The following is a 21,323-nucleotide window of genomic DNA, read 5'->3' on the forward strand; positions in this document are numbered from 1 at the left end:
AGATGTATTGTTCTGCAAATTATGAGATACAATAAAAAAAGCCCCGTTTCGTAAAACGGGGCTTTTTCGTTATCTTCAGAACTAGGCGGTTGCCATACGTTCTTCTTTTTCTTTCAGGCGACGTGCTACGACTTCTTCCTGAATGTTTCGAGGCACCTGAGCGTAACGGGAGAATTCCATACTGAATCCACCTTTACCCTGTGTCATCGAACGCAGTTCATTGGCGTAGTCAAACATGCTTGCCAGTGGTACTTCAGCGATGAAAGTACTGGTCCCCATGCGTGTTTCAGAAGTGTTGATCACACCACGTTTTTGTGCAATATGTCCGGATACCGGACCCTGATATTCTTCAGGGACTTCCACTTCCAGTTTCATGATGGGTTCCAGCAGAGCCATGTTAGACTTCTTCAGTGTTTCACGCATACAGTTGAAACCGGCAACGTTAAAGGCCATTTCTGATGAGTCGACATCATGGTATGAACCATCAGACAGAGTGGCTTTGACGCCCACCACTTCGCACTCGCAAAGCGGACCTTTTACCAGAGCACGCTGGAAGCCTTTATCGACAGCAGGAATGTATTCACGGGGAATACGGCCCTGGCTGATGTTGTTAACAAATTCATAAGCATCGCCGTCGGTTTCCACCGCCATAGGCTCAATCTTACCAACCACATGAGCGTACTGACCGGAACCACCAGTCTGCTTTTTGTGCTTGTGGTTGTATTCCACGGCAATCGTTGGTGTTTCACGGTAAGCAACACGTGGTTCACCAATGATACACTCTACTTTGTATTCACGCTTGATACGTTCAATGTAAACATCAAGATGCAACTGACCCATTCCAGCGATGATGGTCTGATTGGTTTCATCGTCTGTCATCACGTGGAAGGTCGGGTCTTCGCGGTTGAAGCGTTGAATGGCTTTGGCCAGTCGGTCTGCACCATCCCGGTCGAGTGGCTCGATCGAAAGACGAATCACTGGTTCTGGTACAAAAATACTTTCCAGAGCAAAGTTAACGTCACCACTACAGAACGTATCCCCGGAGGCACATTCCATTCCGACGGCAGCAATGATGTCACCGGCTTCACCACAGTCGACATCTTCACGACTGTCTGCGTGCATACGGACCAGACGGCCGAATCGCGTGGAATTACCCGTTCGTGTATTGATATAGCTTTGACCTTTTTCAAGCTTGCCCTGGTAGATACGCATGTAGGTCAATTGTCCGAATGTTTCATCGACAATTTTGAACGCCATGGCAACCAGAGGTTTGTCTGAAGAGTGCGACAGTTTCGTACGGAACGAATCACTGCTGGTATCTTCGGCACCTTCTTTGATCGCCTTCTGTTGTGCATCCAGGTCGATCGCAGTGATTTCGCGGTCGAGCGGACTGGGCAGGAAGCGAACGACTGCATCCAGCAGAGTCTGCACACCTTTGTTCTTGAAAGCAGTTCCCATCATCACGGGAGTGATTTCGTGAGACAGTGTGGCTTCGCGAATGACCTTGTAGATGTCTTCGACAGGCACGTCAGCTTCTTCCAGCAAAGCAACCATCAGGTCATCGCTGAACATGGAAAGTGTTTCCAGCATGTTCGCGCGGGCTTCTTCTGCGGCAGCTTTGAACTGTTCAGGAATGTCCCCGAAGACTTCGGTTTCGCCCTGCTCACCGGTGTAGGTAATGGCCTGCATGGTCACCAGGTCAACCACACCTTCGAAATGAGCGCCTTCGCCCATGGGAATCTGCAGCGGCAGTGGCACGACATGCAGTTTATCTGAAATCTGTTTGATCACGCTGGCAGAGTCGGCTCCGGTACGGTCCATCTTGTTGATGAAAGCGATACGGGGAACCTTATAACGTTTCATCTGGCGGTCGACTGTCAGTGACTGACTCTGAACTCCACCGACTGAGCAGAGTACGAGGATCGCACCGTCAAGTACACGGAGACTACGTTCCACTTCGACAGTAAAGTCAACGTGACCTGGAGTATCGATGATGTTGATCGTGGTGTCTTTCCACTGCACCTGTGTGGCAGCAGACGCGATGGTAATTCCTCGCTCGCGTTCCAGATCCATACTATCCATCGTAGCGCCACCATCGCCGCCTCGAACTTCACGAACTTTGTGAATTCGTCCTGAGTAGTACAGAACTCGTTCGGTAAGTGTGGTTTTACCAGAATCGATGTGAGCCGAAATTCCAATGTTTCGATACTTGTCCAGATTTTTCATGGCTTTAATGCACGTTCACTAAGGATAACATGTTATGGATACAATTCGGACGGCAACATACCGTCCTCGTCAAAGCGCTCAATACTAGTCGGAACTTTTTGAGAAGAAACACTCAAGCTTTACAGGGGGGTAGGCCCTGCAAAATCGCATCACTCTACTACTGTGATGGCTGACCCGGCAGGTTTGTTAAACAAGGGATCACTAACATCCGGAACGTTTCGCAAGTAGACAATCTGAGCGTAAGGTGTGAGCGTAGAATCTTATCGTTGTATCGTCTTCGGGGGAAGAGGATTTTTGGTTAAATTCCGAAAACTCCCTGATTAATTGCGCAATCAGTATAGTCAAATTTGACTGAAAAAGAAAGCAGTCAATCACAGGGAGAGGCATCAGAGCACCTCTCCCTGTGGATAAAATTAGACTGAGAATAGTCTTACGCTTTTTCTTCCAGTACAGCCTGTGCTGCCGCCAGACGGGCGATCGGCACCCGGAAAGGTGAGCAGCTGACGTAATCCAGGCCCAGTTCATGGCAGAAGATCACACTGGCAGGGTCACCACCATGTTCACCACAAATACCGATTTTGAGCTCGGGGCGAGTACCGCGACCACGCTCGACACCTGTCTGCATGAGACGTCCGACACCATCCTGATCGATGGTCTGGAACGGGTCGGAAGGGATGATGTCGTTTTCACGGTAGTGGCCGATGAAGGTACCATAATCATCACGGCTCATTCCCAGGGTCGTCTGGGTCAGGTCATTGGTTCCGAAACTGAAGAACTCAGCGGTTTCAGCAATCTGATCTGCACAGATGGCAGCTCGTGGAAGCTCAACCATGGTACCAACCAGGTAATTGACTTTGACGCCTTTCTCTTCGAGTACTTTTTCAGCTTCTGCACGGATGATGCCAGCCTGGTCATCAAATTCAGTTTTGAAGCCGGCCAGGGGAACCATGATTTCAGGGAAGACTTCAATGCCTTCATTCTGAACGTCACAGGCAGCTTCCATGATGGCTCGAGCCTGCATGGCTGTGATTTCCGGGTAAACAATACCCAGACGACAGCCACGATGACCCAGCATCGGATTCAATTCATGCAGTTCTTCCACACGACGACGGATGAACTCAACCGAGACACCCAGTTCGTTCGCCAGTTCTTCTCCCAGAGTGGGGTTCTCTTCGAGGTGACGGTCAGAAAGGAACTCGTGCAGTGGTGGGTCTAACAGGCGAATGGTGACAGGTAGTCCGTTCATCGCCCGGAAGATACCTGCAAAGTCTTCTCGCTGGAACGGCAGCAGCTTGTTGACTGCTTTGGTTCGTGACTCGACATCGCCGGCGGCAATCATTTCACGGATTTCAGCCAGGTGATGGAAGAACATGTGCTCGGTACGACACAGGCCGATACCCTGGGCACCGAAGGAGATCGCTTCGGCAGCCTGATCGGGCTGGTCGGCATTGGTGCGAACTTTGAGTTTGCGGATTTCATCGACCCAGGTCATCAACTGCTCATAGCGCTGATAAGTTTCGGAATCTTCCGGCTTCATCGTTTTGGAAATCAGGACTTCGACGATTTCACTGGGCTTGGTTTCGACTTTGCCGGCAAAAACTTCTCCGGTGAAACCATCGATGCTGATCCAGTCGCCTTTCTTGAGAACCTTATCACCTTTGGTAATGGTTCCGGCAGCAGAATCGATTTTCAACTCGGATGCACCGACGATACAGGCCTTACCCATCTGGCGACTGACCAGAGCAGCGTGAGAGCTGGCTCCGCCCAGTGCAGTCAGAATCCCTTTGGAAACCCGCATACCACGCAGGTCTTCCGGGCTGGTCTCACGTCGCACCAGAACCAGCTGGGCTGAGTTGTCTTTGTTGTAGATCGCTTCGGCATCTTCTGCACTGAAGCAGATGTGACCACAGGCGGCACCAGGGCCAGCATTGATGCCTTTGGTAAGCAGATCGCCCGCTTTGGCTGCCTTTTCTTTTTCAGCAGGGTCAAAAATCGGCTGCAGCAACTGGTTCAAGTCGTCTGCAGGAATACGCTTTTTGGTGATGGCCTGTTCTTTGCTGACCAGACCTTCATTGACCATATCGACGGCAATACGGACTGCGGCAAAACCGGTTCGTTTGGCATTACGGGTCTGCAGCATCCAGACTTTTCCACGTTGAATGGTGAATTCAATGTCCTGCACGTCTTTGTAATGCTGTTCCAGTTTGCGTCCGATATCGTCGAGCTGTTTGTATCCTTCGGGCAGATCAGTGCTCAGTGTGGATTCGATCTGCTTGGGAGTCCGGATACCGGCAACCACGTCTTCACCTTGGGCGTTGATCAGGTAATCGCCGCAGAAACCGGGTTCACCGGTAGAGCAGTTACGGGTCAGGCCAACGCCTGTTGCACAGTCATCGCCGAGGTTTCCGTAAACCATGGCCTGGACGTTACACGCGGTTCCCCAGTTGTGGGGAATGCCGTAGTCACGACGGTAAACGACAGCCCGGTCATTGTCCCAGCTGCTGAATACGGCTCCGATGGCACCCCAGATCTGCTGTTTGGGGTCCGTGGGGAAGTCCTGACCGGTTCCTTCTTTGATCAGTGCTTTGAATTCGGCAACCAGTTCTTTCAGCTGCTCTGCATTCAGTTCGGAATCGTACTGGACGCCGGCTTTCTCACGTTTGGCTTCCAATGCGTGTTCGAACGGATCTTCGTCGGCACCTTTCATTCCGAGAACCACGTCGCCGTACATCTGGACGAAGCGACGATAGCTGTCCCAGGCGAATGCTTCATTGCCGGACTGTTTAGCGAGTGCTTCAACAGTGGTATCATTCAGGCCGATGTTCAAGACGGTGTCCATCATGCCGGGCATGGATTCGCGAGCACCAGAGCGGCAGGAAACCAGCAGGGGGTTGGTATCACAGCCGAATTTGGCACCCATGGCTTCTTCCACCTTCGCCAGTGCTTCTTCAACTTGTGCTTCCACACCTTCCGGGTATTCACCCTTGGTCTTGCTGTAGTGAATGCAGACTTCCGTGTTCAAAGTGAAACCAGCGGGGACAGGAAGGCCGATATTAATCATTTCTGCCAGGTTAGCACCTTTACCACCGAGGCTGTTGCGCAATGTCGCATCGCCATCTGCTTTTCCATCTCCGAAGAAGTACACATACTTTTGACCTGACATACTTATTTCCTCTTAGTGTTAATTGGGCAGGCTTTCGGTTCCTTCACGCAAAGAAACCGGTTGCTGACCAGTACATATCTATTGTTCAGAAGCGTGATGCTTCTCGTTAAGATGAGGGATTGAATTTCAACCCTCTCTCATGCATATTTCCGGAGCTCGCGGCAGTCAGCAAAGAATTTACAGACTGCTGATTGTCTTTCCAGAGAAAGACCAGTCGCTGGCGGTTGATATCCAGTTGATCCGATTTGGGTTTAACGGCTTCAGAATTTGCCCTGGTCAGTCATCTCGCCGAGCGAATGACTGGAATCCTGTACGTTCAACCATCGGTTTGCAGCATATTTACTAGGGACACTACCATTGCTCAGTCTCAGCGTCAAGCGACTGACCACAATCGGGTTAAACGCCTTGTGAATTCGATGGATTGCTCCGAAAACCTTACGTGAAATCTCTCAAAAAATTTTCCTTTCGCGGGAACTGAGTAAATAAGCATGGAAAATCGTTCGACCTGTGATACCATGACAGACAGGGCTCAATGTTTCATTTGTACACTCATTTCTGGTTGGGTCGCAATAAGCGTTTTCTAAGTAGTCACTTACACACTCTTTCTTCCCTTTCGGGCCACAGCGATGATAGCGAGATTGATTCCGGTTAATGGAGGCCAGCCGATCCTGATTAAAAAGGATGTGACCGTCGTTGGGCGGAAGTCAGATTTGTGTGACATACAGATTGATAAAAACAGTATTTCCAAGATCCATTGTGTGATTATTAAAACAGATGGCCTGCTGTTTGTACGGGATCTATGCAGCACAAATGGAACACGGGTGAATGGTCAGAAAATTATCCGCGGTGCCTTATTACCCGGGGATGAGCTTTCACTGGCCTCAACGAAATTTGAGGTAGAGCTTGCGGGGGATCCTAAGGAGGACGATCCGGAAGTCGGAGTGCATCAAAGGACCGAAATGCTGACCGCATTCAACCTGGATATACAGCAGGAAGAAGAAGCACTTGATTCCGACAGTGAAAATGGCAGCGAGATCAAGCTGATCTCCGAGTGACGTTCTCGACCCGCATCGCCTTTAGCTGGCCAGTTGCAGTGTCAGTTCTTCCTCATTCAGAGAGACGATTGCGATTCCCAGTTTGTCTGCCAGGTCGGCGACTTCTTTCTGATCAATCATAATTGTCTGATTGCTTTCAATCGCCAGAACCCGTCCGCCCGCTTCATGCATGGTCTGTAGTGTTTTGATACCAACGGTGGGAACATCGAACCGGCGATCCTGTTGGGGCTTTGCCACTTTGACGACGGTGAAACCGCCCCGTTTACACAACTGGCCCGCACGTTGAATTGCCCGGTCGGTGCCTTCGATGGCTTCGACCGCGATCACTGCTTTATCGTTGATCACGATACTTTGTCCGATATCCAGTTGTCCCATCTGTTTGGCGATGTCCCATCCCATTTTGATATCTTCCCATTGGGAATGACTGGGGCGTCGTTTGGTCAGAAATCCGTGCTTCACGAGTAACTCCGGGCAAAAATCCAATGCAGAATCAAAGAAAATATTGTCACGTTCAAATTCTTTAATCACAGCCAGCAGCAGGGTGTCATCTTTGCGATCTTTTTTGGCATAGCGATACCACATATGCAGCGTGCGCAGATCAGGTAATAATTTTAAAATTCGGAAGGGGCTGAACAGGACCGTCTTCTCGATCTTGCCTGCCATCACAATGCGATTGACGTCTTCCCGCTGGAACAGCTTGATGGCTCGGCCGATACGTGCCAGTGGGATCCAGTGAAAGATGTCGCAGACTTCGGTTAATTCTTCACTGGCCATGCCAAAGATGCCCAGGCAGCAGACTGAATATCCCTGTTGCCGCGCCTGTTCCGCAAACACAATGGGGAAGCGACCCGCTCCTGCCAGAAGTCCGATTTGACGGTGAGAATGATCTGAGTTGTTCGTTTGCAATTCTTTCATCGATTTTTCAGAGTTCAAATTGAATCTTGTCGGAAGAGTGAACAGAGCCCGCCGCCTGGTCACTTGTCGGCAGTGAGTTGATTCAGGCTCTCGAGTTGCTGGCTCATCTGTTTGATCTGGTTTTCCAGTTCACGAATCTGTTTTCTCATCTCGGGAACTTTGCGAATCGACATTACGATCTTACGCTGTTCTTTTTCCGGGGCAGCCGGAGTCCCGATGTGGACTTCTCCAGGTGGGATATCCCGATGCACACCAGCCCGCGCACCCAGGGTCGCCTGGTCTCCAATATGTACATGGTCTGCTACTCCAACCTGACCGGCACACCGTACGTAGTCTCCGGTTGTGATGGAACCGGCGAAGCCTACCTGTGATGCGAAGGCATTATGTTTTCCGATTTCACAGTTGTGGGCAATCATGACCTGGTTATCGATTTTCGTGCCTTCACCTATCACGGTGGGGCCGATCATGCCCCGGTCGATCGTGGTGCCTGCGCCGATTTCTACATCATCCTCAATCCGTACGCTGCCCAGGTGAGGGATTTTAATAAATCGGCCTGCTTCAAACCGGTAACCGAATCCGTCGCATCCCAACACAGCTGCAGCGTGGATCAATACTCGATTGCCAAGTTTCACATCTGGATAAAACACGGCGTTAGCATGAATGGTGACATCGTCGCCAATGACGCAGTCTTCTCCAATATAAACACCCGGATAGATGCGACAGTTTTTTCCGATACGAACGCCCGGGCGGATTGTCACCTGGGGATAGATCTGACAGTTTTCTCCCAGCTCGACATTGTCACTGATTTGCGCCTGGAGAGAGACCCCTATTTCAGGCAGGGGTCGTGATGGACGCAGTTTCTGAATGATTTTGATGAATGCTGCCTGTGCATCAACAACGGCAATCGAAGTAAAGGGAGCTTCTCCGAATGATTTCTCGAACGACTCTTCCAGCCGTTTTTCCAGAAGCACTGCGCCGGCATTGCTGGATCTCAACCGCTTGAGGTTCAACTCATCGCCGACAAAGGTGATATCGTGAGGGCCTGCTTTCAGAACAGACTCCGCACCATGTATTTCTAATCTTTGATTGCCTTTCACCAGGCAATTCAGCTCTTGAGCGATCCACTCGACTGTCGTCGACATCAAGGAGTCCTTTCCGGAAGATGCACGTTTAGTTGATCGATTGTCAGACGATGAACAGAGGGGTGGGACCGCCATCGTGGCAAATCCTGTAATGCTGTTCCCCCTAATCTCGCTGATTTTTAACTGATTTCACAAATTTAACGCAAGAGCATTTTTTTTAATGGGGACAGATTCGATTTGACGAGTTTTTCATTAAGTCTCAATTGGTTCAGTATTTAATTACAGAGGCGATCAGAAAGGCGGATTAGAATTCAGGAATGTCACTGGTAGCGAATAGCCGATGAATAAGTTAGGATGTGCTTCTGGCTTTGCGGAATCGTTTCCGGAGCATTAGACTGACGTCGCAAACTACGTCTGTCTCTCCAGTTAAGTAATCAACAATTAGAGATATATGGTATTAACGATGTCGGTACGTGGAATACGTGGTGCAACAACGGTGACACAGGATGCTGCTGCAGAAGTCCTGTCTGCAACGCGTGAGTTGCTGGAACAGCTTCTCAAATCAAACCGGATCGAAAACTTCGAAGATATTGTCTCTGTATTTTTTACAACGACTCCAGATCTGACCTCTGCATTTCCGGCAGAAGCGGCTCGTGAACTGGGGATGAAATCAGTACCACTGATCTGTGCCTCTGAAATTGCCGTCAAAGGAGCGATGCCTCGCTGCATCCGGGTCATGATTCACGTGAATACGGATCAGAAACAGTCAGAAGTAGTACACGTATATCTGAATGAGGCACAAAAGCTGCGACCTGATGTCGCTTCCGCTCAGTAAGATCATTACTGAATCTTCACCGGGGCAGGTTGGGGGTCGGGGGCATCTGTTCCAATAATGGCATTGGTTGATGTCCATTCCAAAAGCTGGTCAGAGCCATCTTCCTGAACAGTGAAGGGGATACCGCGTTCTTCCAGCGTATCGGTCAGTTCATCCAGCGGGTTTTTCAAAAACTGCGGCGGTAATACTGTCTTGAGTTGATCCCAGTTTTTTCTGACCAGGTTGATATTTTCCGGGGGAACCTGAATGAGATGTTCGGCGCGGTTCACACGGGCAATCCACATGGCCTCGTGCAGGGTCCGATGGCGCTCTTCCAGAGAGAGTGAGGAAAACGGGCGTTTATCCAGTTGCATCTGATGGATCGCGTTGTTCCCTTTGGTGATCATTTCCTCAAGCTTCTGATCTGATCGTAACTGGTGGCGGCTGGCTGCCAGCCCGATGGCCAGGGTAAAGCTGATGAATTGCTCTTTGGACATATCCCTCCGCAGGAGTGCTTTTTTGAGCAATCGGTTACGTATCCCAAACTGATCGCTGATACGTTGTACGTCCCAGAGCTGTGACATATTGATTTGCTCGCTGTTAACCAGATCTTCAATAGGCAGAGAACGAATATGGCTCCAGACCGGCGCTGGTGCATAGACGGTGGGGAATGTGGGCATTTTGCCTTCGGGTATCAGCTGAATGACTTTGAGGTAGCGCTTCAGTTCTGCTTCCGTTACTTTTTCGTTGATCTGTTTGAGCTCGGTGTACTCAAGAGAATGGTCGGAGCAACCTGAATGACTCGCTGAAACCACGGCGAGGACGCAGCAGATGATTCTGCAGAGTCTGGTCGTGTTAAATTTCAAAAAGGCCATATCAGTTCACCTGGTTTCAATCAAGGTAAAGAGTTCCCACCTCAGTTCAGGGCTATCAAAGTGACTCCAGGTTCAATCGGAAATCGTCAGGAGCACGGGATACGCCCTGAATAGAATATCGACATTGCCAAAATCAGGTGCTTAGTGCTGCGCAGAGATTTCCGAATAACCTGATTACAGGAATTGTGCGGGGAGCGTTGCTCGAACTTCAGCCCGGAGGAAAATGAAATCCGGTGATCCGAGTGACGGTCGCGACACAAACGACAGCTTGCGCCGTTACTGCGATGATCCAGACCGTCTGCATTTTCAGAAAAGAACTGGCCTGCAACTTTTCACCAGCCTGAATGTCATGGATCCTCTGCCAGTAAGGGATCGTCATCAGCAGTAACCAGGGCAGAAAGATCAACCAGAGTCGCGCCGCTTCTCCCATGTTCTTTCCCGAAAGCCATAAAAGCATCAGTACCATGCCACTGGACAGCAGAAATGCTTTCAGGCTGGAGCGGGTGGAACAATTTGCCTGCTCAGCGGAGATTCGTCTTTGGAAGCAGAGAGAACGAATAACCATCCAGGACACGGGTAGTCCCAGTGCCAGGCTGATCTCGAGTGGATTGAGCAGCAGCCACTTCCAGTATGTCCGCGTGTACTCGCTATAGAAGCCGGCATGGTTTTGAAAATTCAGATACCAGACCCGCAGCAGATTCAGGTCAAACACGGCAGCCAGGATGAATGCAGGTAAACAGAAACCTGCCAGACCACTGAAACCAGTTAAGGCAAGCGTTTTCCAGGCAGGGGGGGCTTGTCTGGAGCCCGTCAGACGAGGCCAGAGTTGCAGAATAAAAAAGCAGGCCGCACACACGCCGACCGGCAGAAATGCCAAAGTCAGAAACAGGCCTCCCCAGATCAACAGGCCTGCCAGGAAAGCACAGATCAGGTTATTTCTTCTGCAGGCAGTCACCCATAGATACAGAAATAATATGGCGATCACAGGATAAAGTGCGTCGGATTTAGGCTGGAAGATCAGTGTGGCTGGTATCAACGGCCAGAATGCAGCCACCTGCCAGCTGACCGCGCGCGAACTGAATTCCCGAGCAAGCAGAAAGAGGGGGACAACAGTCAGTGATGACATGCTTAACGTGATCAGGGTTGCGAGCCACAGAACCGCACGGTCTCGCGGGAGCAGGGGATATTTGGAACGCGAAGTCATGCCCTCGATGACGTCAGCGGCTTCCTGAAATGAGGCAGGCTGCATATCCACTAAAAATGATTGCAGAGCGGGATATTTTTCACAGAGTCGAATCAATGTCAGGTAAAACAGAGGCAGACCTGGAGGATGAGTGCCTTCATGCAGCACATCACCTTGTTCCATCTTTGCTTCATACTCACTGAGAAATTGTGTGGCATCTGAGATCTCCGTCTGTGCCTGGGTGAAATACCCTGAGGAGCCTTTGTAGTAAAGTACAAAGGCTGCCTTCGACAGTCGATATTCTCCAGGCGGGCTGTCCTGCAGGAGCAGAGACCACAGGCCCGCAGCTGCTGTCAGACCTGTCAGCCAGACAGTCAGTTCGTACCAGCGACAGTCAGGCATCCGCGAGAGCGCAATCAGAGTCAGCAGTAGATAGACGGCGAACGCGATAGCGGAAACGATCCAGCCGGGAATCATTTCAGCGGCCGCAAACGGGATTCGATTCCAGGTCCACTCACCTTCCACGCCCAGCGGAATTTGAGTCAGCCAGAGCAGGGCAATGGTGATCAGGCTGGTCAGCAGATAGGGTAAAAGAATTCGAAATCGCATTGTTCAGCCAGAATGAAAACTGAGAGGCGGCAGTTTACCAGGCATCGGAGACAGGGAAATGCCGTGTTTTCTGCTGAGGCACGAGTTATTCATCGATAAAAATTACGATGCAGGTAATGTTGTCTTTGGAACCACCTTCCTGCGCCGCTTTTACGATCTCTTCTGCTGCCTGTTGCGGTTCATCAAACTGTCCCAGCAGTTCTTGCAGTTTTTCATCGGAGATTCCATCGGTGACACCATCCGAGCAGAGTATCATTCGGTCCTGAGGTGTCGGATCCAGGTGACGTGCTTGAGTGCCGGCACTGCCGTCTTTCGTTCCCAGGTAACGATAGAGCACATTTTTGTAGCGGTGTGTTAAAGCTTCTTCAGGTGTTATGGTACCCGCGTCTACGAGTGCCTGTGTCAGCGAATGGTCGGTCGTCAACTGGTGCAGGACATCGTTTCTCAACAGGTAAACCCGACTGTCTCCCACGCCGCCAATGAAGAATTTCTCACCAACCTGAATGGCAAATACGATCGTCGTCCCCATGCTGCGGCAGTTGGGGTCCAACTCGCCCAGAGCCATGATTTCGAGATTGGCATGGGCGACAGCCTGATCGATGGCCTGAGTCACTTTTTCAGCCGGGTCACTATTAAAGTCGATCAGCTCATTCAGCTTCTGCGGAATGATTTCGATTGCTAACTGGCTGGCTTTTTCTCCGGCGCACTGTCCGCCCATCCCATCGGCGACAAGAAAGTATTTGTTGAGGTCATCAACACAGAGATTGTCCTCATTATTTTCACGGAAATTTCCGGTAATGCTGACTGAGCCGTAACGAATTCCAACCATTAAAAAGCCTGTATGCGTGTCGATAATAATTCTGGATGAGGCCGAAGTCTCACGCCTTCCATGCTAGACATATGTGAAATTCCTTTGAGGTATCATAGCATCTTTTGTTCGGGAATGAAATTTTAATAATGTTGTATCTGCTGGTTTTTTAGTGTCTTATGAAAAGTTTCAGGGGCAAACTGTCTGGACTAAATCACGAACCCCCAGCGTGGTGGAGCAGATAAACAGTTCACCTGCTTCAAAACCGGCACTGGTTCCCAACAGGCGATTCTGGCTCTCCACCAGCCGGTAAACCCGTTTTTTTTCGGGGGGAAACTGGGACTGATAGGCTCGAATCGATTCAATTTTCTGCTCAAAAGTATCAGAAATATCAACGACAAACTGCCCACTGCCTTCAGGGTAATTCAGAGAGCCAAATCCCAGAGGATACCAGACCTGTTTCTGAATCGTGTGTGGTTCTGTGTTATCGAACTGGTCATTCCATTTAGTCAAACGGGAATAGAATACAGCTGCATCCGTTATCTGCATGGCTTGCCAGTGATCGGGAGAAGCCATGGGGGTTTTACCTGCCAGTCCCAGCACAACTTTGGGGCGATATTTCCGGAACAGGTTTGCAAGGGCAACTCGGTTTTCAAAACTGTCAAACAGACGTCGGTTGGTCAGTTCCAGGGTTTCCCGCACATGGATTCCCAGTATTTCAGCAGCCTGTTTTGCTTCCTGCAGTCTGGATTCCGGTCCCGGACTGAGTGGCGTAGGTTCGCCATCAGTCAGGTCAATAATGCCTACGCGATATCCCTGCTGGACCAGTTTGGCCAGGGTTCCACCACAGGCGATCTCAACATCATCCGGATGAGCACCGACGGCGATGACATCAAGTTGGTCCGGGGATTCTGAATTCATGAGCTTTCTTTTCGTAGGCACTTAAGGGAGCAGTATCAAAATTAATGAAGCAATTTCTGGCAGTATCGATTCTGAATGTGGCCGTCGTATTTGAGAGGGGTATTACGTGATTCAATGACCAGTGCTGCAAACCATTCTTTGTGTTCCAGCAGGTTTCGTCAACGTTGGAAATTCAAATATATTCAGAATCATAACAAACCGTTGATTTGAATACGCTCTTTTCCTGTAAAATCGTGACCCTGAAAACAGATCGAGCGGAACGAGGAGAGGACTATAGACCGGATCATCCCCAGGCAGAAACCGGTGCCGTACCCGGTTGAGTGGGGCATTTCAGATAGGAGAGACTTTTTTTTCGGCATCAATGATGACCTGTCTGGTGTCGTGCGGTGTAGGGGCTTCACGCAGCTGTTCGACGAAATCCGGTAGTTGCATCAGCCTGCCCAGTCGTGCAAGTACGGACAGGTGAGTCGAAGCGTCGGAGCAGATCACCAGAAAAAAAATATCTGTCAAAGTTCCATTTTGTGCGCCAAAGGGAATTCCTGACAGGGTTCGACCATAGGCGATAAGTGGTTCGCCGACTGCATCGGGGGTCGGGTTTCTGGGGTGGGGAATTGCGACTCCATTATCGAATGCTGTGGGGTAAGCTTCTTCCCGTTCCTGAATGGCAGTCAGAACAGTTGCCGGCTCCCAGATCTGCCAGGTTCTGCCAGCCGCTTCGATCAGACTTTCCAGAACCGATCTTTTTGTGCGCGCTTCCAGGGGGACTGCAATCAGTTCTTCAGGCATCAGGCTACTGATGAGATTGTCTGCATCCAGCAGCGGCGGAGGATTGGTTAGTTCCACCCGCTCCAGTTCGGATGTTGAATAACTGCGCATTTCCTGTTCCAGCCAGTGCGTGATTTCGGTGGAATGAAATTGCCATTCACCCTGAACTTTACGTCCCGGGATTCTGCCTCGATTAGCCAGCTTTTCCAGTTCGCGGCGGTCTCGGCCTAACTGTTTTGCCAGATCATTCAGGCTAAATGATTCGTGAGCCATTACGTGTCACCACATTCCAGAAAAACTCAGGAGAGAATTAATCAGCGAGGGATTTTTGGGGCTGCCTGTATAATAGAGAGCCGTAAAAAATCTAGGGAGTGAAAAAACAGGCTGGAAATTTTACCCATGCCAGTATTTTATTTGATTTGCGCATCACTTGTGTCACCATCGTAACCAAAGTGTGATCCGATTATCAATCACAGGCCGGAAATTTTGCCAGAGTCACAAAAAATCTGTATCGTTCTCTCGCAGAGTTCTCAACTGAACTGAGAAGGAGTTTCAGACTGGCAGGCAAGGCGCAGATTGGTGAGTGTCTCTGAATAATCGGATTGCCAGAAGTGTTCACACCAGACTTCCAGGTCATAGTAACCCTGGTATCCAGCATCATTGATGGCTTCCATGACATCAAAATCCGGAAACAGTTCCTGAACTGATTCTCCAGGTTCAATTTCTGAAATCTGTACCGCCGCGATTAACGAGATAATATCAGCGATCAGGTTTTTTGCAGAGTTTTCAAGGCAAATGTGGGCAGGGTCAATCGCAATTCCGACTGCTGGATGCTGACAGGTATCTATCAGTTCCAATGTCGATTCGATCGAGTTGAGAAAGGTCCAGTTGCGCGCCAGTGGGTTTTTCATGGTTTTGAGAGCCAGGCGCGTGCCATTCGAGGCAGCAACATCCCCGAGCCTCTTCAGGGCATCAACGGTCAGTTCGCGAGCATGGTTCAAAGTATGTCCGGCGCGGGGACCGCTGGCGATCTGCACTGCCGCCGCGTTGACCTGTCCGCCAAATTCAATCAACTGGATGGCGTCAGTGATGGCTTCTTCGAAAGGGTACTCGTTAGAACCGGTAAAACCACCTGCCAGGGAAATGGTCGAAACCTTGATTCCCGAATCGATCACCAGTTCTGCAGACTGTGCAGTTTCCAGGTCCAGAATTTTTCGATTCCAGAGACCGACGGCAGGAATACCGCAGGCTACGAGGCCACGCAGACTTTCTTCCAGAGACCAGTGGTAAGTGGTGATTTGATTGATCGAAATTCGATCGATCAACGAAAGGACTGGGTTGGCATGATCAGGTTTGGAGGTCGAAGAAGAAGTTGAGAACGAATTGACTTTACGCTGTGAGAGAAGCTCTTTAGTCACTCGGCCACCTGCAGTCTGGAGAGGAGATCAGGTATATTAACAGTTAGTGCGAAGTTACTAACTGGAAATAACAAAAATTTACACAGTGAATGATAATCCAGGAGTGTCTGACAGGCTGGGTCAACGATCTGATTTGACCAATGTCATGTCTTGGAGTGTATCATAAGTGATCGCAAAAATTTTTCCATAGTAAAAAAGGAAAAACGATTTTGACTAAGAACCAATATTGCTTATCCACTCAGAAAGTCAACCGACATTGAACCTCGTTTTTAATGAGTTCAATAAAAACGTTGTTTCATGGTTCCGCGTTTGCCTGTTTATAAAATTAAACAGGAGGTGAAATCTCATGCTGTTGAAACGAACTGTAAATGATGTGTCAACGATTTCTGAAATCGTTTGCTGCTGGCCCGGAAAAAATGACATGTAGTAAATCAACTTTATCTTGTCGAATCAAAATATGAATTTCTTATCAGGCATACTGCTTCAAAGATTTCTGATTGCCTTAAAGGAACTTGGCAATGTGATATTCACGATGCGGAAAGTCTACGATGCAGCAGAAGCAGTCCTGAAATCAAACAGGACTGCTTCCGTCATGTGAGCCGCGTCGGCTTGCGCTGCGAAACGCAGGTCAGGTAGCGCTGATCTGCGTGTGTGGATCAGCTGAGATGTTAACCCAGACGTGCACGTGAGGGGCACCACGATAGTGCCAGACAAAAGATGGGCCTTCCAGTCTCCAGTTATCCCAGACTCCATCATTGCCGATGTCGCCTGCCTGGTAGAAGGAAATACGACACTTGTCGAGACCGCCTTGAGCCTCGATACATTTTTTGACTTCTTTCTGGTCCGAAGTGCGGAAAGGTTCGATTAACAGGTTCAGCACAGACTGCATTTCCTGTTTCTGATCTTTCGTCATATCGGAAATCTGTAAACCGGTAATCTGGTCAGGAGATTTTTTGAATTGAATTTTCGATTCAGGTGGTGCCTTGGGGATCAGGGCCGCTTTACGCTGGTTGCCATCCAGGATCTTGTAAACTTGATTGGCTTTCAGAGCCTGCTCCCAGAATACATTGCCCGGGTGTCCTGCTGTTTCATTAAATTCTTCAGCAGCATGACCGTAGAAAATCGGCCCCCCGAATGCCAGGTGTTCAGCACTGTCTCCATCGCTGCGGACAGTCGTATGTCGTCCTGTCATGACAAACTGAAACTGATCGGTACCGGGTGTGCCGAAGATGGCAATGGACTGGTCTTCTCCGTAACCGCCCTGGTCGTCCATTAACTGTTTACGGATTTTTTTATGCCAACTGGGATTGAAGTGGCCAAAGAAAATGGCTTCAATTTTTTCCTGCTGGTCTTTTGTAAAGAAGTCGCTGTTTACAATGGGCTCTGTGATGTTCCAGTTGGCGCGGACATGCTGACGCAGCAGGCCGTTTTTATCTTTATGGTCCCAGTCAAAGCAGACTTTTGATTTCTGTGTCGGAGTCATGCTTTCATATAACTGTTTGACGAGAGGCTCTGGTGCGGTAGTTTTAGCTGCGTCTCCGGTCTGACCTGCCAGCAGTCCATCGACTCCGAGGAAGGGAGTACCGGCGATCGCCGCACCCATGGTTCTGACAAAGTGACGACGAGTGATTGTGAAAGAGTCAGGATTCAATTCAGGTGATGAAGGGTGTGGGTCAAATTGCATGGGGGCACCAGTCATTTCTTAAAGTGGAGGGAGAGATCATAACGTTCCGTGATCAAAACAGTCTATCAGCGCTGCAACTTGGACGTCAAATAAAATTCCTGTTTCCTGTTTCAGCGAACGATTGTGAGATTGGTGCTGCCTGATCTGCTCCCGGGTCGGGAAATGTGCGGATTTCGTGCTGGTAACAGGCTGTACCCGGTGTTAGGCTGTTGGTGTGATGTTGTGTTCAGTGTTCCGGTTGGGCCATTTGTGAAATCTGGTGACTGGAGCGATGACCGTAATTGAATGTTGATGAGTATGGGTTTAGAATGTCTAATTCTCTTATCTACATTTCCAGAAACAGTTTCTTTTAACAGTCAAGTCGGGCAATAACAGCGTGTTATACATTCTTCATCGACTTTGGGTAGAAGAGAGGCAGTTCACTGTCCACTCAAATCGAATTAAAAATCGAATTAAAATAAGAAAACGATTTGCTTTGCTATTCGTGATCGTAAGCATGGCCGATCTATCGTTATGCAATTCGCCAGCGCATGCGCAGGCAGCAACACCTCCAGCAAATTCTGGCGCGGGTGAAAAGAAGCCTCCTGCCGTTCCAGCCGGAGAGAAAGCATCTGAACCAAAGCCAGCAGACAAAACGGCTGCTCCCGCCCCCCAGTTACCGGGGCCGGAAAAACTGTTGAATGGCGGAAATTTCTGGGATCACTGGAAGTACATCAGTGAAGAAGAGAAAGAGGCCAATCGGAATGTGACCTGGAAGGTCATCAGTGGTGGAAAAGATCAACCCAGCGTCCTGGTCTGTTCCGGAAAACCGTACGGTTATATTCGTACGCAGAAGGTATACGAAAATTTTCAGTTCAGTCTGGAGTGGATGTATCCTAACGACCCGAATGCCAACAGTGGGATTTTACTATTCACTGCAGAGCCGGATAAAGTCTGGCCGAAAGCATTTCAGGTTCAGTTACATCGTCCCGAGGCTGGTTATGTTTTTCCCACGCCCGGAAGTGGTGCCAAATCTGCTAATAAACTTTCCCCGACCATGCCTCTGGATTTACCAGTCGGAAAATGGCATCAATGCGTACTGACTTGCCGATCCGGAAATATTTCCGTAATGATTAACGGAGCCAAACTGGGGGAAGTCACCGGCTGTGACCCAAGCAAAGGGGCGATTGCTTTGCAGAGTGAAGGTTCTGAAATTCATTTTCGCAAACTGGTTGTGGAAGTGCTTGCTTCCGAACCGGCAGCACAACCCAAGGAACCTGTTGCACAGCAAAAGCCCGATCAACCCTGATCTGGATGATTATGGTTTTGGTTGCCTGAGTACCAGCGTCGGGCAGGGGGCGTGCCTGAGAACCCGTTCCGCGACAGAACCAAGGGCCAGCCTGGTGATGCCGGTATAACCGTGCGATGGAATCACGATGAGATCGGTGGCATGGTCCTTCGCATAGTCCGCAATCTTAATTCCGGGGTCGCCGACCAGCGTTTCGAAGGTCACGCCTTCAATCTGGTGTTTGTCAAATTCTGATTTGGCCAGTTTATTCACGTGTTCTGTCCGTTTTTCATCGGTCAGCCCTCCAAAAAGCACACCCGGTGAAACCAGATCAAGTGGTACCATTACATGCACGACAGTTACCGTTGCAGCGTCTTCTGAAATTTGGATAGCCTTTTTGATGGCTTCCAGTGAGCTTTCAGAAAAATCAACGGGAACCAGGATGTTTTTTCCGGTGAAGTAACTCATAACCCAGTGCTTTCATTAATGAATGAGAGTGAAGGATAACAACTGTCTGTATTTTATAATCATGAGACTGGTGCAGACAGCGGTAATCTCAGAACGGTATCAGAAATTGGACGCTCATTTGCCTTCAGAGGCAGAGGTTGTGTTATCAAACTCTCCTGACTTATACCGGCTCCAGTAGCCATCCAGTTCCCGCTTGACCCGGTTGGAGAGGAGCAGGACTCCCAGAATATTGGGAAATGCCATGCCCAAAATCATTAAATCACCAAAGTCAAGAATATTGGTTGCTGAAACGACCGAGCCTAGCACCACAAAGATAAGAAACAGGATACGATAGGCCAGTGAAATTTTCGCGCTGTCACCAAACAGAAACGCCCAGCAACGTTCGCCATAGTAGGACCAGGAGATCATCGTTGAATAGGCAAACAGGATCACGGAAACTGATAACACATAATTAAAGTAGGGGATCTGAGAATTCATGGCCGCTGAAGTCAGAGCGGCTCCATTATCAGACTTAATCAGGTCTGCGTATTGAGGGTCATTGTAAGCGCCCGTAATAATCATCACGAGTGCGGTCATGGTACAGATCATGATCGTATCGACAAACGGGCCCAGCGATGCGACGATACCTTCCCTGACCGGATATTTTGTTTTCGCGGCTGAGTGGGCAATGGCTGCGGAGCCGACTCCCGCTTCGTTTGAGAACGCGGCCCGCTTGAATCCAATGATCAACACGCCCAGGAAGCCGCCATACATCGCGTTATCGCTGAAAGCACCATCCCAGATCGCCTTGAAACAGGCGGGTATCTGTTCAACCTGCATTATGATAATTGCCAGGCATGCCAGGATGTAGATGCCGCACATCAGCGGCACAATTTTTTCTGTCGTACGGGCGATGCTGCGAATCCCACCGATAATGACGATCCCCACGAAAAATGCCATCACAATCCCATAGACCCACTCCAGGTTGTTATCTTTCAATATCGGGATCGTCTCAGCAACAGCACCCAGGGATTGTTTGACCTGAAACGAATTGCCTCCTGCCAGTGAGCCGCCGATACATAGTATCGCAAAGAAAACGGCAAGTGTTTTTCCCAACCCTTTCATAAAGGAATTACCAGGGAACTGGTCTTGTAGACCGACTGAGAGATAACACATCGGTCCTCCCATCACACGACCATCCGGGTTAATGCGGCGGTAAATTTGTGCCAGAGTACATTCGGCAAACTTGGATGTCATGCCCAGCAGTCCAGCCAGCATCATCCAGAACATGGCTCCCGGACCGCCGGTAGCAATCGCTATTGCAACTCCGGCAATGTTTCCCAAACCAACAGTAGCAGACAAGGCGGCTGTCAGTGCCTGAAAGTGTGTGACTTCACCTTCGTCCTCTGGGTCATCGTATTTCCCCATGACTAGTAAAATCGAGTGTTTAAAAGCGCGCAGATTGATGAAATTCATTCGGAAGGTGAAGTAGGTCGCCCCGATAACCAGCCAGAGTACGGCGAGAGGAACTCCACCGCCGGAATGATATTGGTGCGAGTTCAGCGGAATCGGGAAAAAGAAGACGGTTGCCACATATCCGTTAAATATACCAAACAACTGATCAACACCTCGTTCAAAACGAGCCAGTCCGGAATTGGATTCAGCCTTTGTTGAAGGGGCATTCGCTTCGGTCGCCGATTCCGGCGCCGGGTTGTCCTGATATGCCTGCAGGGGCGAAGCCGCTGAGAAGAGGATCGAAAAAATCAGGAGTGCCGCCATGCTGGAGCGTATTGCGTTCGAGATTGAGGGCCGGTCGAATTTCATAAGAGTCTATTCCCATTTGCAGTTAACAGTAGCCGCGGATTCAGATCAAACTGAAATTAAGTTTGTTTACAGTGTCCAAAGCGAAAAAAAGCACGGTCTGTTACTGCTTTTCCTTAATTTTGTAATTGGCCTGGGTTGGTTTTCAGGGCAGGTTTAGAGATAATCAAAATACATCCCGTGAGCGCTCCTTGTCTCGCCGTTCTCATAATCGTTGTATGAGACTATCAAATAAAGATTTACGTTCCAAGACGTATCTTGAAAAAGCCT

The 21,323-nt window shown here is 49.5% G+C and carries 16 protein-coding genes; 3 read left to right on the forward strand and 13 right to left on the reverse strand.

The window, feature by feature from the left end:
• Window positions 1-81: 81 nt before the first annotated feature.
• Together fusA and ppdK are read right to left on the reverse strand one after the other, a co-directional pair.
• Window positions 82-2,226 carry an elongation factor G gene (fusA, locus tag GmarT_RS05565; protein ID WP_002645883.1) on the reverse strand — a complete coding sequence of 715 codons (2,145 nt, stop codon included), beginning with the start codon at window positions 2,224-2,226 and terminating at the stop codon, window positions 82-84.
• 430 nt (window positions 2,227-2,656) lie between these two features.
• Window positions 2,657-5,389 (reverse strand): pyruvate, phosphate dikinase, encoded by a 2,733-nt coding sequence (gene ppdK, locus GmarT_RS05570; RefSeq protein WP_002645882.1) that lies wholly within the window; start codon window positions 5,387-5,389, stop codon window positions 2,657-2,659.
• Between the two features lie 626 nt (window positions 5,390-6,015).
• Between ppdK and GmarT_RS05575 the strand changes: the two genes are divergently transcribed.
• Window positions 6,016-6,444 (forward strand): FHA domain-containing protein, encoded by a 429-nt coding sequence (locus tag GmarT_RS05575; protein ID WP_044237420.1) that lies wholly within the window; start codon window positions 6,016-6,018, stop codon window positions 6,442-6,444.
• A gap of 21 nt (window positions 6,445-6,465) precedes the next feature.
• Here GmarT_RS05575 and GmarT_RS05580 read toward each other — a convergent pair whose 3' ends face one another.
• Window positions 6,466-7,359, reverse strand: a complete 894-nt coding sequence (locus GmarT_RS05580; RefSeq protein ID WP_002645879.1) for an LpxI family protein — start codon at window positions 7,357-7,359, stop codon at window positions 6,466-6,468.
• A gap of 59 nt (window positions 7,360-7,418) precedes the next feature.
• Complete coding sequence (lpxD, locus tag GmarT_RS05585) at window positions 7,419-8,501, reverse strand: UDP-3-O-(3-hydroxymyristoyl)glucosamine N-acyltransferase (RefSeq protein WP_002645878.1); 1,083 nt, start codon at window positions 8,499-8,501, stop codon at window positions 7,419-7,421.
• Between the two features lie 403 nt (window positions 8,502-8,904).
• Between lpxD and aroH the strand changes: the two genes are divergently transcribed.
• Window positions 8,905-9,276 (forward strand): chorismate mutase, encoded by a 372-nt coding sequence (aroH, locus tag GmarT_RS05590; RefSeq protein ID WP_044237417.1) that lies wholly within the window; start codon window positions 8,905-8,907, stop codon window positions 9,274-9,276.
• Between the two features lie 5 nt (window positions 9,277-9,281).
• On the opposite strand, the gene GmarT_RS05595 is transcribed toward aroH, so the two are convergent.
• From GmarT_RS05595 to GmarT_RS05625, 7 genes are all read right to left on the reverse strand, one after another.
• Window positions 9,282-10,130, reverse strand: a complete 849-nt coding sequence (locus tag GmarT_RS05595; protein ID WP_002645876.1) for a hypothetical protein — start codon at window positions 10,128-10,130, stop codon at window positions 9,282-9,284.
• Window positions 10,131-10,338: 208 nt separating this feature from the next.
• Window positions 10,339-11,922 carry a hypothetical protein gene (locus tag GmarT_RS05600; protein ID WP_002645875.1) on the reverse strand — a complete coding sequence of 528 codons (1,584 nt, stop codon included), beginning with the start codon at window positions 11,920-11,922 and terminating at the stop codon, window positions 10,339-10,341.
• Window positions 11,923-12,007: 85 nt separating this feature from the next.
• Window positions 12,008-12,751: a PP2C family protein-serine/threonine phosphatase gene (locus GmarT_RS05605; protein ID WP_002645874.1), complete on the reverse strand. Its 744-nt coding sequence runs from the start codon at window positions 12,749-12,751 to the stop codon at window positions 12,008-12,010.
• 168 nt (window positions 12,752-12,919) lie between these two features.
• Entirely contained in the window at window positions 12,920-13,651 is a 732-nt protein-coding gene (locus GmarT_RS05610; protein ID WP_002645873.1) for a PIG-L family deacetylase, read from the reverse strand.
• A 330-nt stretch (window positions 13,652-13,981) separates the two neighbouring features.
• A complete protein-coding gene (locus GmarT_RS05615) occupies window positions 13,982-14,689 on the reverse strand; it encodes a PTS sugar transporter subunit IIA (RefSeq protein ID WP_002645872.1) in 708 nt (235 codons plus the stop codon).
• Between the two features lie 257 nt (window positions 14,690-14,946).
• Window positions 14,947-15,834 (reverse strand): sugar phosphate isomerase/epimerase family protein, encoded by an 888-nt coding sequence (locus GmarT_RS05620; protein ID WP_002645871.1) that lies wholly within the window; start codon window positions 15,832-15,834, stop codon window positions 14,947-14,949.
• Window positions 15,835-16,462: 628 nt separating this feature from the next.
• Window positions 16,463-17,518: a DUF3500 domain-containing protein gene (locus GmarT_RS05625; protein WP_002645868.1), complete on the reverse strand. Its 1,056-nt coding sequence runs from the start codon at window positions 17,516-17,518 to the stop codon at window positions 16,463-16,465.
• Window positions 17,519-18,014: 496 nt separating this feature from the next.
• On the opposite strand from GmarT_RS05625, the gene GmarT_RS05630 reads away from it, so the two are divergent.
• The gene (locus GmarT_RS05630; RefSeq protein ID WP_002645867.1) at window positions 18,015-18,806 is read left to right on the forward strand and encodes a 3-keto-disaccharide hydrolase; all 792 of its coding nucleotides are present in this window, start codon (window positions 18,015-18,017) and stop codon (window positions 18,804-18,806) included.
• Window positions 18,807-18,815: 9 nt separating this feature from the next.
• Here GmarT_RS05630 and GmarT_RS05635 read toward each other — a convergent pair whose 3' ends face one another.
• Together GmarT_RS05635 and GmarT_RS05640 are read right to left on the reverse strand one after the other, a co-directional pair.
• Window positions 18,816-19,253 carry a universal stress protein gene (locus GmarT_RS05635; protein ID WP_002645866.1) on the reverse strand — a complete coding sequence of 146 codons (438 nt, stop codon included), beginning with the start codon at window positions 19,251-19,253 and terminating at the stop codon, window positions 18,816-18,818.
• A gap of 114 nt (window positions 19,254-19,367) precedes the next feature.
• Window positions 19,368-21,056, reverse strand: coding sequence for an alanine/glycine:cation symporter family protein (locus GmarT_RS05640; RefSeq protein WP_197994374.1), 1,689 nt, complete (start codon window positions 21,054-21,056; stop codon window positions 19,368-19,370).
• Window positions 21,057-21,323 lie beyond the last annotated feature (267 nt).

The organism is Gimesia maris (assembly GCF_008298035.1).
Classification (GTDB): Bacteria; Planctomycetota; Planctomycetia; order Planctomycetales; family Planctomycetaceae; genus Gimesia; species Gimesia maris.